Source organism: Pseudomonas coronafaciens pv. oryzae str. 1_6, from assembly GCF_000156995.2.
GTDB lineage: Bacteria > Pseudomonadota > Gammaproteobacteria > Pseudomonadales > Pseudomonadaceae > Aquipseudomonas > Aquipseudomonas tremae.
Genome location: NZ_CP046035.1, coordinates 115,250 through 129,653, shown reverse-complemented (window position 1 = coordinate 129,653; position 14,404 = coordinate 115,250). Strand labels below are relative to the sequence as shown.

12 protein-coding genes are annotated in these 14,404 nt (G+C 60.0%); 9 read left to right on the top strand and 3 right to left on the bottom strand.

The features are described from left to right. Positions 1–44: 44 nt before the first annotated feature. From POR16_RS00635 to POR16_RS00600, 8 genes are all read left to right on the top strand, one after another. Positions 45–731 carry a MotA/TolQ/ExbB proton channel family protein gene (locus tag POR16_RS00635; protein WP_010220340.1) on the top strand — a complete coding sequence of 229 codons (687 nt, stop codon included), beginning with the start codon at positions 45–47 and terminating at the stop codon, positions 729–731. After that, entirely contained in the window at positions 731–1,132 is a 402-nt protein-coding gene (locus POR16_RS00630) for an ExbD/TolR family protein (RefSeq protein WP_005887861.1), read from the top strand. The genes POR16_RS00635 and POR16_RS00630 overlap by 1 nt, the downstream gene beginning before the upstream one ends. Positions 1,133–1,335: 203 nt before the next feature. Continuing rightward, on the top strand, positions 1,336–4,056 hold the full coding sequence (locus POR16_RS00625; RefSeq protein ID WP_005887860.1) for a TonB-dependent receptor: 2,721 nt from the start codon (positions 1,336–1,338) through the stop codon (positions 4,054–4,056). 144 nt (positions 4,057–4,200) lie between these two features. Continuing rightward, positions 4,201–6,084 carry an extracellular solute-binding protein gene (locus tag POR16_RS00620; protein ID WP_122381195.1) on the top strand — a complete coding sequence of 628 codons (1,884 nt, stop codon included), beginning with the start codon at positions 4,201–4,203 and terminating at the stop codon, positions 6,082–6,084. A gap of 1 nt (position 6,085) precedes the next feature. Beyond that, a complete protein-coding gene (locus POR16_RS00615) occupies positions 6,086–7,153 on the top strand; it encodes a microcin C ABC transporter permease YejB (protein WP_003367615.1) in 1,068 nt (355 codons plus the stop codon). Continuing rightward, complete coding sequence (locus POR16_RS00610) at positions 7,153–8,175, top strand: ABC transporter permease (protein WP_005887853.1); 1,023 nt, start codon at positions 7,153–7,155, stop codon at positions 8,173–8,175. The genes POR16_RS00615 and POR16_RS00610 overlap by 1 nt, the downstream gene beginning before the upstream one ends. 1 nt (position 8,176) lies before the next feature. Then, the gene (locus tag POR16_RS00605; RefSeq protein WP_042931998.1) at positions 8,177–9,760 is read left to right on the top strand and encodes an ABC transporter ATP-binding protein; all 1,584 of its coding nucleotides are present in this window, start codon (positions 8,177–8,179) and stop codon (positions 9,758–9,760) included. A gap of 183 nt (positions 9,761–9,943) precedes the next feature. Further along, positions 9,944–10,402 (top strand): REP-associated tyrosine transposase, encoded by a 459-nt coding sequence (locus POR16_RS00600; protein WP_042931996.1) that lies wholly within the window; start codon positions 9,944–9,946, stop codon positions 10,400–10,402. Positions 10,403–10,458: 56 nt separating this feature from the next. On the opposite strand, the gene POR16_RS00595 is transcribed toward POR16_RS00600, so the two are convergent. The 3 genes from POR16_RS00595 to gabT all read right to left on the bottom strand — a co-directional run bounded on the left by POR16_RS00595 (position 10,459) and on the right by gabT (position 13,036). Next, entirely contained in the window at positions 10,459–10,947 is a 489-nt protein-coding gene (locus POR16_RS00595) for an Lrp/AsnC family transcriptional regulator (RefSeq protein ID WP_002555947.1), read from the bottom strand. 46 nt (positions 10,948–10,993) lie between these two features. Continuing rightward, positions 10,994–11,650 (bottom strand): HAD family hydrolase, encoded by a 657-nt coding sequence (locus POR16_RS00590; RefSeq protein WP_005887848.1) that lies wholly within the window; start codon positions 11,648–11,650, stop codon positions 10,994–10,996. An 81-nt stretch (positions 11,651–11,731) separates the two neighbouring features. Then, positions 11,732–13,036, bottom strand: coding sequence for a 4-aminobutyrate--2-oxoglutarate transaminase (gene gabT / locus POR16_RS00585; protein WP_005887847.1), 1,305 nt, complete (start codon positions 13,034–13,036; stop codon positions 11,732–11,734). A 285-nt stretch (positions 13,037–13,321) separates the two neighbouring features. Between gabT and POR16_RS00580 the strand changes: the two genes are divergently transcribed. Further along, positions 13,322–14,251, top strand: a complete 930-nt coding sequence (locus POR16_RS00580) for a 2-hydroxyacid dehydrogenase (protein WP_024668957.1) — start codon at positions 13,322–13,324, stop codon at positions 14,249–14,251. The last annotated feature ends 153 nt before the right edge of the window (positions 14,252–14,404 follow it).

Here is a 14,404-nt window from a genome sequence, read left to right as displayed (position 1 = left end):
TTAAAGCTGGTGAGGTTTAAACCATGAACGCATCGCTCTCTTCCATGATCGTCCCGGCCGTGCTCTGGGCATTGATTGTATTTTCCGTATTGAGTTGGGCATTGCTGCTGATCAAGTCGGCGCAGTACGTCCGGCAGAAGTCGCAGAACAAGCAGTTCACCAAAGCGTTCTGGAGCGCGCCGGACCTGCTGACCGCTGCCGAGCACTCTGCGCAATACCCGGGTGCATTGGCGCGTATTGCCAACAGTGGCTTCGAAGCTATGGCGGTCGACGAATCGCCGCGCACCACGCAACAACTGGCCCACACCATCAACCGCTCCGACCGTCTTGAGCGCAACCTGCGCCAGCAGATACAAAAAGAGCGGCGCGCACTGGAAAGTGGCCAGGCGATTCTCGCCAGTATCGGCAGCACCGCGCCCTTCATCGGCCTGTTCGGTACGGTCTGGGGGATCATGGAAGCGCTGCAAAGCATTGGCGTGACCGGTTCGGCCAGCCTTGAGGCGGTCGCTGGCCCCATCGGTCATGCGCTGGTCGCCACTGGCGTCGGTATCGCCGTGGCCGTGCCTGCAGTGCTGATCTACAACTTCTTCCTGCGCCGACTCAAGCTCGCCGTCGCCGACATGGATGACTTTGCCCACGACTTCGACGCCCTCGCCCAGCGCAGCGCCTTCGCAGTAACCCGCCAGCCCATCGCCAGCAAGAATGGCCATGCCGTTCGGGAGGCCAGCTAATGTCTTTCTCCACTCAGGACAGCGATGAAGTACTCAGCGAAATAAACGTCACGCCACTGGTGGACGTGATGCTTGTGCTGCTGGTGGTGTTCATCGTCACCACGCCGCTGATGACCAATGCGATCAAGGTCAACCTGCCCAAGACCGATGCGGTCGCTCCCGCCGAGAAGAAAAACCCGGTGGTGGTCAGCGTCGATCAGGACGGCAAGTTTTACCTCGCCAAATCGGAAATCGCTCCGGAGCTGCTGGAAAAAAGCCTGCAGGACGAAAAGGCAAAGGACCCGGAAATCCGCGTTCAGCTGCAGGCCGACACTGCCGTGAATTACGGCCAGGTGGCCAAGGCGATGGCGTCCATCGAACGCTCCGGCATTACGAAGATATCCGTCATGACGGCGAAATAACCCTTGAGTGATTTGACGGTTTCGCCGCGCGCAGCCGTCTGACCCGACTCCCGTGAATGCGGTCGTCCGTGGGCTGAAAAGCCCCTGGAGGGGAGCGGCTTGCTGGAAAAAAGAAGTGGAATACCCGCTCGGCACAACCGCGTCGGGAACAGAGGGCTCACAAGGCCATTTCAATAAATGTCTGGATCAAGTCGGAACTAACCATGCTGATGAATCTTCCCGGTTGCACCCTCAAACCACTGGCCCTCGCGGTCCGACGTCATCCACGTGCCTTGCTCTGTGCATTGGCGATGGGCATGAGCGGTGCCCAGGCGGCTGAAGCCGTCGATGCGGACACAGGCGCTTCGGCGGTGTCCACCAGTGCAGCGGTTGTGCCTGCCACGACTCAATTGCAACGTGTCGAAGTGACTGGTTCGGCGATCCGCCGGGTCGATGCCGAAACCGCCGTGCCGATTACCATCCTGCGCGCCGACGACCTGAAGAAACAGGGCGTGACCACCACTCAGGAAATGGTCCAGCGCATCACCGGCAGCCAGTCGATCCAGAACAGCGCAGGCTCGGTTGGCGCCAGCACCGGCGGTGCCTCATTCGCCGACATGCGTGGCATTGGCGCGAACAAGACGCTGGTGCTGCTCAACGGCCGTCGCCTGGCCAACAATGCGATTTCCGGTGTGGGCACGCCCAATGGCAGCGCCATCGACCTGAACATGATCCCGTTCGCCGTCATCGACCGCGTCGAAGTGCTGCGTGACGGTGCCTCGGCGCTGTACGGCACCGACGCCATCGGCGGTGTGATCAACTTCATCACTAAAAAGTCGCTGACTGACGGCACCCTGACGCTGGGTGGCGAGACGCCGACTGCCAGTGGTGGCGGTGCCAGCAAGGACATGAGCGCCAGCTGGGGCTTCGGTGATCTGGAAGAAGACCGCTTCAACGTCATGGGCGTGGTCAACTACAACAAGCAACAGAACCTGGACGCCAACGACCGCTCGTTCACGCGGGATTACCAGCCAGGACGCGGGCTCAATCAGACTTCCGGGACAGCCTACCCGGCCAACTATTATCAGGGCGACAACTCCGGCAACCCGCTGGGCAGAAACTGCAGCGGCCCCAATCTGATCGCCAGCAACGGTATCTGCCGGTTCAGCACCCGCGAATACATCGACTTGATCCCGCAGACCGAGAAGACCTCATTCTTCGGCAAGGCCACCGGCAAGCTGGCCGACGATCACAACGTCAGCCTCGAATATTTCTGGGCACGCAACAATAACCACACCGGCATTGGCCCTGCGCCGCTCACAGGTCTTTCGCTGGACGCGTCGTCACCCTTCTACCCTGGCAACGGCATTACCCCGGCACCTACCGATTTCACAATGGACCCGACGCTACCGGTCAACACCGCCTGGCGCGAAACCGCAGCAGGGCCGCGTGGCGGCAGCGATCAGAACACCAGCCAGCGCTTTCTGCTGAATTTCGACGGGCTGGTGGGCGGCTGGGACTATAACGTCGGCGCTTCGTACAACCAGAACAAGGTACTTTCATCGGTTACCAGTGGTTATGTCAGCGACTCGGCGATGCTGAACGGCCTTGCCAATGGCGTGCTCAACCCGTTCGGCCCGCAAACGGCGCAAGGCCAGGCGCTGATCGATGCCAGCGAATACCACGGTCAGTACTCCAGCGCCGTAGGCCGGGTGGCCGGGCTGGATGCACGCATCAGCCGGGAAATCGGCGACTGGTTCGGCGCGGGCCCGTCCGGCCTGGCGCTGGGCGGCGAATACCGCAAGGAGAAGATGCACCAGGACTTCGACCCCTTCGTCAACGACATCAGCAGCCTGGGGCTGGATGCAGCCGGCAGCGTAGAAGGCGACCGCAGTGTCAAAGCCGAATACGCCGAACTTAACGTACCGGTACTGGACAGCCTGGAGCTGACCGCCGCTGTTCGTCACGACAAATACAGTGACTTCGGCAGCACCACCAACCCCAAATACTCGTTCCGCTACCAGCCGTTCAAGCAACTGGTGGTCCGTGGTGCCTACAGCGAAGGCTTCCGCGCGCCGTCACTGTATGAGCTCTATGCACCGCGCAGCCTGAGCTACACCCAAGGCTACTACAACGATCCGGTACTCTGTGCCGGTGGCACTGTGCAACCGGGTGGCAACGCCGGACGCGATTGCGCGCAACAGTTCCTCAACAACAGCGGTGGCAACACTGAGCTAGCCCCGGAAAAAGCTCGCAACATGACGCTGGGCTTCGTCTATCAGCCGGTCAACAACCTGTCGATGGGCCTGGACTTCTGGTGGATTCATATCTCCAACCAGATTCAGTCGTTCCCTGAGTCGACCGTTTTCGATGACCCGAACACCTACGCTGACCGCTACGTACGCGCCGCCGACGGTTCGATTGCCAACATCGTCACCGGCAACGCCAACCTGGGCATCGTCAAGACCAGCGGTATCGACGTGACCCTCGACTATCGCTTTCCGAACACGCCGTACGGTCAGTTCGGTCTGGGCATGACTGGTACTTACGTCACCCGTTATGACTTCCAGAACATCATCGACGGCCCTTACACCGACAAGGTAGGCGACTTCCAGGGCGATGGCGTGATCGCGCGCTGGAAACACGTACTGACCGGCACCTGGTCGCTGGGTGACACCCGTGCATCCCTCACCAACCGCTTCACCAGCGGCTACAACGACTATGACCGCACCACCAACGCCCGCGTCGCGTCGTATGCGCTGTGGGACATGTCGGTGGGTCATACCTTCGACAAGGTGCTGGATATCGATGCCGGGGTACGCAACATGTTCGACCGCAACCCGCCGTTCTCCAACCAGGCCTACAACTTCCAGTCCGGCTATGACCCTCGCTACGCCGACCCGCTGGGCCGCACCCTGTTCGCACGCGCGACTTACCACTTCTGAGTGTAACGAGGTGGCCCATACACGCTCCGTGGGCCACGTCTGATTGCGAGCTCGCCCCCTCCGGCCCAGGCTTCATCCACCTTCCCCGGCCGGGGGCTTTTTCGCGGCTCATCGTCATTCAGTGCGCACGAGGAAAGCCCCATCATGCTGCGTCATTCCCGTTTTCTGCGGCGCCTGATTCTGGGTGTCACGCTATTGAGTTGCTGGCCAGTCGCGCAGGCGGCGCCGACCCATGCCTTGACTGTCTATGGCGAAGCTCCGAAATACCCGGCTGGCTTCCAACACTTCGACTACGTCAACCCGAACGCCCCCAAAGGCGGCTCGCTGACCCGCTCAGCGGAAGAAATCGGCCAGTTCAACTACCTCAACCCTTACGTCGATCAGGGCATCAACGTGAGGGAGGTCGACAGCTGGGTCTACTCGCCATTGGCCTACCGCTCGCTGGATGAGCCGTACACCGTTTATGGCTTGATTGCCGAAAAAATGGAGATGGATCCCGACGGTCTGTGGATTCGCTTTTTCCTCAACCCCAAGGCGCGCTTCGAGGACGGCAAACCCGTCACTGCACAAGACGTGCGCTACACCTTCGAGCTGATGACCACCAAGGCTAGCTTCAGTTATCGCCCCATGTTCGCCGACGTCAAAGAGGTGACCATCGAGGGGCCGCTACAGATTCGCTTCGACTTCAAGAACAACCTCAACCGCATGCTGGCGCTGGACATTGCCAGCCTGCACATCCTGCCGGAGCACTGGTGGAAGAGCCGCGACTTTGCCAACGGTGGCGGTTTCGAGCCGCCGCTGGGCAATGGCCCTTACCGAGTGTCCAAGGTCGATGCCGGGCGCAGCGTCACCTTCGAACGGGTCAAGGACTGGTGGGGCAAGGACCTGCCGGTCAGCCGTGGGCTGTACAACTTCGACAGCCTCAGCGTGAATTACTACGGCGACACCGAGATAGCCCGCCAACTGCTGCAGGCAGGAACCTTCGACTACAACCGCGAGTTCTCTTCTTCCGGCTTCGTGGTCGGCTACAGCGGCCCGGCGATAGACGACGGACGCTTGCAGAAACGCATCTTCGCCCAGCAGCGCCCGGTCGCCGCGCAGGGCTTTGTGTTCAATCTGGACAACCCGATCTTCAAGGATCGCCACGTGCGTGAGGCACTGTCGCTACTGTGGGATTTCGACTGGATCAATCGCCGGGTCATGCGCAATTTCTACGTGCGCGAGCAGAGCTACTTTCCGAAAAGCGACATGGCCGCCACCGAACTGCCGACACCCGCCGAGCTGAAGATTCTAGAACCATTGCGCGCTCAGGTGCCGGACGAAGTATTCACCACGGTCTATCAACCACCAAAAACCGACGGCAGCGGTTACATTCGTGACAAACAATTGCAGGCCCTGAAGCTGCTGGCAGAGGCTGGCTGGCACCCGAAAGACAACAAGCTGGTCAACGCCGCGGGCGAGCCGATGGTGTTCAGTTTTCTCGACGGTCAGGGCGGTTTCGACCGACTGATTCTGCCGTTCAAACGCACCCTGGCGCAGATCGGTATCACCTTGGATTTTCTGCGTATCGATTCGGCGCAGTACATCAACCGGCTCAATGCACGGGACTACGACATGATCGTGGTGACATTGCCGAAAAACGGCAACCCGATCATTTCTCCAGGCCGCGAACTGTACAACCTGTACGGCTCGCAAAGCGCCACAGAAGTGGGCAGCTCCAATGCAATGGTGCTACGCAACCCTGCGGTAGACACGTTGATCGACGGTCTGGTGAGCGCCAACACTCGCAATGACATGGTGCTGTATGCGCGGGCGCTGGATCGGGTCCTGCAATGGGGCTACTACATGATCCCCAACTACTACTCCAAGGGCACGCCGCTGGTGTTCGCCAACCGTTTCGGCATGCCTGACGAGGCTCCGATCTACGACGTGGGGCTGGAAACCTGGTGGCAGATAAGTCCGACGCCGCTGACCAACGCTCAGGCCGCGGCACTAAACAGCAAGACCACCGCTGCGAAGGAGCATTGAGATGCTGGCTTACGTGATTCGACGCTTGCTGCTGATCATCCCCACGCTGCTGGCAATCCTGATCGTCAACTTCCTGATCGTGCAGGCCGCGCCCGGCGGCCCGGTCGAGCAGGCCATCGCCCGCATTCAGGGTTTCAGCCCCAACGGGGTCGGTGGCGGTGGTGGTGAAGTGGCTGCCAGCGGCACCGCCAGCCGTAGCACACGAGGGCTTGACCCAGCGCTGATCGAGCAGATCAAGGAGCACTACGGTTTCGACAAGCCGATGCACGAACGACTCTGGCTGATGCTCAAGAACTACGCGCAACTGGATTTCGGCACCAGCTTCTTCCGGGGTGCGCCGGTCACCGAACTGATTGCACAGAAACTGCCGGTGTCGCTGTCACTCGGGCTCTGGGCGACGCTGATCACCTACCTGATTTCGATCCCGCTGGGCATTCGCAAAGCGGTCCGGCATGGCAGTGCGTTCGATGTGTGGAGCAGCACGCTGGTGATCATCGGCTATGCGACGCCAGCGTTTCTGTTCGCCATTCTGCTGATCGTGGTATTTGCCGGCGGCAGCTATCTGAGCTGGTTTCCGGCGCAAGGGCTGTTCTCGGACAACTTCGACAGCCTGAGCACCTGGGGCAAGGTGAAGGACTACCTGTGGCACCTGGTGTTGCCGGTCAGTTCGCTGGTGATCGGCGGGTTCGCCACGCTGACCATCCTTACCAAGAACAGCTTCCTCAACGAGATCAGCCGCCAGTACGTGGTCACGGCGCGGGCCAAGGGCCTGACCGAGCATCGCGTGCTGTACGGCCACGTGTTTCGCAACGCCATGCTACTGGTGATCGCCGGCATTCCGCAGGCATTGATCGAGGTGTTTTTTGCTGGCTCGCTGCTGATCGAAACCATCTTCGGCCTAGATGGCCTGGGACGTATGAGTTACGAGGCAGCGGTTTCGCGCGATTACCCGATTGTGTTCGGCACGCTGTTCCTGTTCACGCTGTTCGGCCTGCTGATCAAACTGATCGGTGACCTGTGCTACACGCTGGTCGACCCGCGCATCGACTTTTCCGCGAGGAGCGCCTGATGTTCGAATTCTCTCCCCAGACCCGGCGGCGCCTCGACCTGTTCAAGGCCAACCGGCGTGGCTGGTGGTCGCTGTGGATCTTCATCGGGCTGATGCTGGTGTGCCTGTGCGGCGAGCTCATCGCCAACGACAAACCGTTACTGATCAGCTACGACGGGCAGATGTATTACCCGGTGTTGCACACCTACATGGAAACCGATTTCGGCGGTGAACTGCTCTTCGAACCGGACTATGCCAGCGACTACGTGCGCAAGCTGATCGCCGCGAAAAACGGCTGGATGCTGTTTGCGCCGATCCCGTTCAGCTACGACACCATCAACTACGATCTGGACGCGCCGTCGCCCAGCCCGCCTGACCACATCAACTGGCTGGGCACCGACGAGCAGGCGCGTGACGTGTTGGCACGAGTGCTGTTCGGCGCGCGAATCTCCATTCTGTTCGCGCTGTTGTTGACGTTAATCAGCACGGTGATAGGGATATGTGCCGGGGCGATTCAGGGGTATTACGGCGGCATGACCGACCTTATCGGCCAGCGTATTCAAGAGATATGGTCGGGTTTGCCGGTGCTGTACCTGCTGATAATTCTGTCCGGTTTTGTATCACCGAGTTTCTGGTGGTTACTGGGCATCATGGCGCTGTTTTCGTGGCTGTCGCTGGTGGACGTGGTGCGTGCCGAGTTCCTGCGCGGGCGCAATCTGGAGTACGTCAAAGCCGCCCGCGCACTGGGCCTGACCGATGCCGCGCTGATGTGGCGGCACATCCTGCCCAACGCGATGACCAGCACCCTGACCTACCTGCCGTTCATCATCACCGGCGCCATCGCCACCCTCACTGCGCTGGATTTTCTCGGTTTCGGCATGCCGGCGGGCAGTGCTTCGCTGGGCGAGCTGATTGGAGAGGCCAAGCGCAATCTGCAAGCGCCCTGGCTTGGCCTGACCGCGTTCGTGGCGCTGGCCTTGATCCTTTCGTTGCTGGTGTTCATCGGCGAAGCCTGCCGCGATGCGTTTGATCCTCGGAGCTGACATGCAAGACAATCTGATTGAAATTCGCGACCTGCGGGTCGCCTTCAACGGCCACGAAGTGGTGCATGGAATCAGCCTCGATATCCGCCGTGGCGAATGCCTAGCGCTGGTGGGCGAGTCCGGCTCCGGCAAGTCAGTCACCGCGCATTCGATTCTGCGCTTGCTGCCACCGAAAAACGTCAGTACACAGGGTTCGATTCGCTATGACGGCCTGGATCTGGTCACGGCCAGCGACAAGCAATTGCGCAGCCTGCGCGGCAACCGGGTGGCGATGATTTTTCAGGAGCCCATGAGCTCGCTGAACCCGCTGCACACGGTCGAAAAGCAAATTGGCGAAATCCTCGTCACGCACAAGGGCCTGAAGGGCAAGGCCGCACTGAGCCGGACCCTGGAGCTGCTGGAGCTGGTCGGCATTCGCGATCCGCTGTCGCGGCTCAAGGCCTATCCGCACCAGCTATCGGGCGGGCAGCGTCAGCGCATCATGATCGCCATGGCGCTGGCCAACGAGCCCGACTTGCTGATCGCCGACGAGCCGACCACCGCGCTGGATGTGACGGTGCAGGTGAAGATTCTCGAGCTGCTCAAATCGTTGCAGCAGCGACTGAACATGTCACTGCTGCTGATCAGCCATGACCTCAATCTGGTGCGGCGCATTGCTCAGCGGGTCTGTGTGATGCGTGAGGGTGAAATTGTCGAGCAAGCTGATTGCCAGACGCTTTTTGACAGCCCGCAGCACTCTTACAGCCGTCTGCTGATCAATGCTGAACCGGATGGCGAACCGGTGCCGTCCACGCACAGCAACACGTTGCTGTCGGTGCAGGACCTGAAGGTCTGGTTTCCGCTGGGCAAAGCCTGGTTCAAGCGCGAGCCGCAGTATGTAAAGGCGGTGGACGGCGTGAGTTTCGAGCTGCTCAAGGGCAAGACGCTGGGCATTGTCGGCGAGTCAGGTTCGGGCAAATCGACGCTGGGCCAGGCGATTTTGCGACTGGTGGATTCAGAGGGCAGCATCCGTTTCGGCACCAAGGAACTGAGCCTGCACAGCCAGCACTTGATGCGCCCGTTGCGTCGGCAATTGCAGGTGGTGTTTCAGGACCCGTTTGGCAGCTTCAGCCCGCGCATGACCGTAGAGCAGATCATCGCCGAAGGGCTGGTGACGCATAAAATCGGCACGCCGAAAGAGCGTGAGCAGACGGTGATCCGGGTATTGCAGGAAGTGGGGCTCGACCCGGCGACAAGGCATCGCTACCCGCACGAGTTCTCCGGTGGTCAACGCCAGCGCATTTCCATCGCACGGGCGCTGGTACTTGAACCGGACCTGATTCTGCTGGACGAGCCGACTTCAGCCCTCGACCGTACCGTGCAGAAGCAGATCGTTGCGCTGTTGCGCGATCTGCAAATCCGCCATGGCCTGACCTACCTGTTCATCAGCCACGACCTGGCAGTGGTTCACGCGCTGGCCCATGACCTGATCGTGATCAAGGACGGCAAGGTCGTCGAACAAGGCCCATCCCGCGACATCTTCGCCGCGCCGCAGCAGGCCTACACACAGGAACTGCTGCGCTCGTCGGGGTTGGTGTTTGCCTGAGCTCAGGCAACTGTGTTCTGGAATCCTTATGGGAGATCCCTGTGGGAGTGGACCGGGCGACGCTTCGCTTGTCCGCGAAGACTGGCTATCAACCGCCGAATTAATATGCCGTAAAGCATTCCTCCGCTGCTTCGCCGCTCCAAGCGCTAACGTTCCCCTTCAGCTAGCCTTTGAGGTCATGGAATGCATGCTTACTCTGCGTCACGCCGTTTGCGCACGGGCCTATGCTCCGTAATAGGCCAGATTTATATGGTGACGTCAGTGACGAAGGGGCGCGAACCTGTGTTTGCCGATTTCCGCCTCGGACGCTTGCTGGTGAAAGAACTGAGGCGTTGCGAAGAGCAGGAACTGGTCAAGTCGCTTGCCTGGGTCGTGATGCCCGACCACGTTCATCGGCTTTTTGAGCTAAGACAGAATGATCTGCCCATGCTGATGCAACAGCTCAAAGCTCGCAGCTCGATAGCCATCGGAAAAGTCAGAGACCACCCCGAAACTCTATGGCAGTCCGGGTACCACGATCATGCCGTACGCAACGAGCAAGACATGGTCGGCCTGGCTCGCTATGTCGTCGCTAACCCGCTACGCGCCGGGCTGGTGAGGAAGATTGGAGATTATCCATTATGGGATGCGGTCTGGATGTGACCTGTGTCTCTACACAATCAAACGTCACAGCAAGCCGGCGCTCTTTTTTAGCCGCTTCAATGCCGCAACAATTTGCGCAACGGCACGCCGTCTTTCATGACCGGGGATTTGATGACGATGTAGCTGAAGTACTTGGAAATGCCGATGTTCTTGTCCAGCAGTTCTTCAATCACTTCCTGGTAGTGCTGAATGCTGCGGGTCATGAAGCGCACGAGGTAATCGTAGCCGCCACTGATCAAATGGCACTCGAGCACTTCGTCCACATGGCGGATGTTGGCTTCGAACTTGGCGAAGTCTTCGCGCTTGTGGTCGCTGAGGGAGATTTCCGTGAACACGGTAACCGATTCGGTGATTTTCGCGAGATTGAGGTGCGCCTTGTAACTGGAGATGTAACCCGCCGACTCAAGTCGTTTGACGCGTTGCAGGCAAGGGCTCGCGGAAAGCCCTACTGCATCGGCCAGGCTGACGTTGGTCATGCGCCCGTCTTTCTGGAGTTCTACCAGGATATTGATATCAATCCGATCCAGTTTGACCAAGCCTTCCATCACCTACCTCATGTATTGCCATTACGGTGCCTACCTTCTAGCAAAATCAGCGCCGTAAAGACAGCTGATGCTGAGCAACGAGGTCCGCCATGCTGTTGATGCAGATATCTGCGGCGCAAGGCTGACTGTGCTCTTCGCGGCTGCGGCGGATCAGGCACAACCCGCCCAGGCCCGGCGCAGAGGCCGGTGGACGGGATACTAGCAGGGTGTCTCGGGTGTCCAGATCCATTTTGGCAAGCCAGCGTGTGTCATCCAGCGGGTGCGTGGTCAACGACAGCAGGCTGTCAGGCTCGAGCCCCAATCGCTCGCACAGGATGCCGCGATCCTGCAGATCACGGTCGGCGTAAACCAACAGCCGGTAGAACTTGCGCAGGTAGAGCATCGCGCCCGGTGCATCCTCGAACAGCGTCCAGTTCGACACTGAGCGGGCGAAACTCATGCCTTCCTCCCAGCTCGCCTTGATCCCCAGTCGTTCAGCCAGCTGTCGATGCGCAAAGCACAGCAGCCCGCTGAAGCCCAATTCATCAAAGCGCGGGTACAACGTGCGGATGACATCATTGAATTCAGTGAGTATCTGGTCTTTGCCGGGTGTACTCAGACCGTTATCCAGCAACGGCTGCAAGGCCGACCAGACGCCTGAGTCGCGGTCCACCAGAACCTCATCACAATCGATCAGTAATGCGCGGTAATCAATAAGCCCCATGGCAGGCAACGTCTCCATTCAACAATGATCCCCAGCGCTGGTGGTCGCAGCGTCTCGCAACAGCTGCGACCACGCTCACGCTCAGCTGGACTTCAATACTCGTGCCAAGGCGGCATCGAGGATGGTCAGCGCTTCATCAATCTGCTGCTCGGTGGTCACCAGCGGTGCCAGGAAACGCAGCACGTTGCGGTACACACCGCACTTGATCACCAGCAGACCGCCAATGCGCGCCTGATCGATGATTTTCTGGTTGAGATCGGCGTCCGGACTGCGCGCGGCATCGTCCTTGACCATTTCCATAGCGAGCATAAAGCCAGTGCCGCGCACGTCGCCGATGAAGCTGTAACGCTCTTTGAGCGCTAGCAGACCGGCACGCAGGCGATCGCCCAGTAGCTTGCCACGCGCCAGCAGGTTTTCCTGCTCGTACGTATCGATGACCGCCAGCGCGGCGGCGCACGACAGAGCATTACCGCCGTAAGTGCCACCCAGGCCGCCCGGAAGCGGTGCATCCATGATTTCAGCGCGTCCGACAACGCCTGACAGCGGCATACCGCCAGCGAGGCTTTTGGCAACGGTGACCAGATCTGGCTGGATGCCCGAATGTTCGAAGCCGAACCACTTGCCGGTACGACCGAAACCGGTCTGGATTTCATCGAGAATCAGCACGATGCCGTGTTTCTCGGTCAGGGCACGCAATGCCTTGAGGAACTCGACCGGCGCGGCCAGGAAGCCACCATCGCCCTGCATGGGTTCGATCAGAATGGCTGCCACTCGATCCGGGGCTACTTGGGTAGCCAACAGCTCATGCAATGCCGCCAGTGCCACTTCGGTGGTCACGCCACGGTACTCGTTCGGGTACGGGGTGTGGAACACTTCAGGCGCCATCGGGCCGAAGTTCTGCTTGTACGGCTGACTCATGCCGGTCAGCGTGGTGCCGAGCAGCGTGCGGCCATGAAAGCCGCCCCGGAACGAGATGATCGCCGGACGATTGGTGTGGGCGCGGGCAATTTTCACCGCATTTTCCACAGCTTCGGCACCGGAGGTGAAAAACACTGCCTTGTGATCGATGCCGCTCTGGCCTGCGATCAACAGACTCAAGCGTTTAGCCAGGTCGATGTAGGGCTGGTAGGAGGCTACCTGAAAGCAGGCGTGGGTGACTTTGGTCAGCTGTGCCTGAATCGCCTTGACCACATTCGGGTGGTTGTGGCCGATGTTCAATACGCCGATACCGCCGACGAAATCCAGGTAGCGCTTGCCATCGACGTCCCACAATTCAGAACCCTGGGCGCGGTCGATGACCAGCGGGTGGGCCGTGACAATGCCACGCGGCACAAACTGGTCGCGCTGGCGGATCAGATGAGGGGTGTCGTCGACTTTGCTGTTCATGGTTTTACCTATCATGGGCCAGGCAGCCGGCGGGGGTGGCTGCGATGGTGTTCAGGTTAAGCGTTCAGCGAAATGATCTACGCCGAACTTCGCCCCTCAGAAGTCCATATCGACTGTTTTTCGCCTTGCAAACGGCAGATTCCTTCATGCCCCGCAAGCACCATGCAATCTGCCGGGCAGCGCTGCTTTTCAGGCGTGGCGAGGCGCTGGAAACGGCCGTTTCGACAGATCCTGCTCCCGACTTGCGGCATGATGGGGCTCCACTTTCATGCTCAGGAAATGCCCATGCCCGCCCTGCTCTACAAAGCTGATCCCGCACGCGCCGAACGCTGGCGTGTCCTGTTTGCCGAGCACGCGCCGGACATCGAATGGCGGGTGTGGCCAGATATCGGCGACCCGGCCGACATCCACTACTTGGGCGCCTGGCTGGCGCCTGATGACCTGCAGGAGCTGCTGCCCAACCTGAAAGTGCTGTTTGCTCTCTCGGCCGGAGTGGATCAACTGGACCTGAGCCGTATCCCGAAAGCCCTGCCGGTGGTTCGCCTGCTGGACCCCGGCATCAGTCGCGGGATGTGCGAGTACGCTTCTTTTGCGGTGCTGAGCCTGCACAGAGAGATGCTGCGTTATCAGCAGCAGCAGGTTGAAGGCGTGTGGAAAGCTCACCCGCTGATACCGGCGCACAAGCGTCGGGTGGGCGTCATGGGCCTCGGTTTGCAGGCGCAACAGATTCTGGCGAGCCTGAAGCCGTTCGGTTTCGAGCTGTCAGGCTGGGCACGCAGCGAACATCAGCTTGACGGTGTGACGTGTTATGCGGGTGAGGTACAGCTGGAGGCATTTCTCGGGCAGTGCGACATTCTGCTTTGCGTGTTACCGCTGACGGGGCAAACCGAAGGTATCCTCAATCGCCAGTTATTCGATCACTTGCCCAAAGGTGCAGCCCTCATCAACATGGGCCGTGGTGGGCATCTGGTAGAGGCTGATCTGCTTGAAGCGCTGGACAGCGGCCAGTTGAGCGCTGCGGTGCTGGATGTGTTGCAACAGGAACCCGCGCCTGCCGATCATCCATTCTGGAAACACCCGAAGATCCTGCTGACGCCGCACGTCGCGGCCATGACCCAGCCGGAAAGCGCATTCCCCGGTCTGCTCGACAACATCCGCCGCTTTGAGCGGGGTGAGGCAATGCAGGGCGAGGTTGATCGCGGGCAGGGTTACTGACTAATTATTATCGTTCCAGAGTTCCGTGTGGGCATGCAGTTCTGGACGCTCCGCGTCCGGGCCTGAGCGTGCGGCGCTCTGTGGGTTTGTGACGCGGGGCGTCACGAACTGCATGCCCACGCGGAGCATGGGCACCATCGTCACGCGGGCACG

Coding starts and splice junctions, on each gene's coding strand:
- POR16_RS00610 (WP_005887853.1), top strand. CDS start 7,153: ATGTTCGAATTCTCTCCCCAGACCCGGCGGCGCCTCGACCTGTTCAAG.
- POR16_RS00595 (WP_002555947.1), bottom strand. CDS start 10,947: ATGGAAGGCTTGGTCAAACTGGATCGGATTGATATCAATATCCTGGTA.
- POR16_RS00635 (WP_010220340.1), top strand. CDS start 45: ATGATCGTCCCGGCCGTGCTCTGGGCATTGATTGTATTTTCCGTATTG.
- POR16_RS00620 (WP_122381195.1), top strand. CDS start 4,201: ATGCTGCGTCATTCCCGTTTTCTGCGGCGCCTGATTCTGGGTGTCACG.
- POR16_RS00600 (WP_042931996.1), top strand. CDS start 9,944: ATGCATGCTTACTCTGCGTCACGCCGTTTGCGCACGGGCCTATGCTCC.
- POR16_RS00630 (WP_005887861.1), top strand. CDS start 731: ATGTCTTTCTCCACTCAGGACAGCGATGAAGTACTCAGCGAAATAAAC.
- POR16_RS00580 (WP_024668957.1), top strand. CDS start 13,322: ATGCCCGCCCTGCTCTACAAAGCTGATCCCGCACGCGCCGAACGCTGG.
- gabT (WP_005887847.1), bottom strand. CDS start 13,036: ATGAACAGCAAAGTCGACGACACCCCTCATCTGATCCGCCAGCGCGAC.
- POR16_RS00605 (WP_042931998.1), top strand. CDS start 8,177: ATGCAAGACAATCTGATTGAAATTCGCGACCTGCGGGTCGCCTTCAAC.
- POR16_RS00615 (WP_003367615.1), top strand. CDS start 6,086: ATGCTGGCTTACGTGATTCGACGCTTGCTGCTGATCATCCCCACGCTG.
- POR16_RS00590 (WP_005887848.1), bottom strand. CDS start 11,650: ATGGGGCTTATTGATTACCGCGCATTACTGATCGATTGTGATGAGGTT.
- POR16_RS00625 (WP_005887860.1), top strand. CDS start 1,336: ATGCTGATGAATCTTCCCGGTTGCACCCTCAAACCACTGGCCCTCGCG.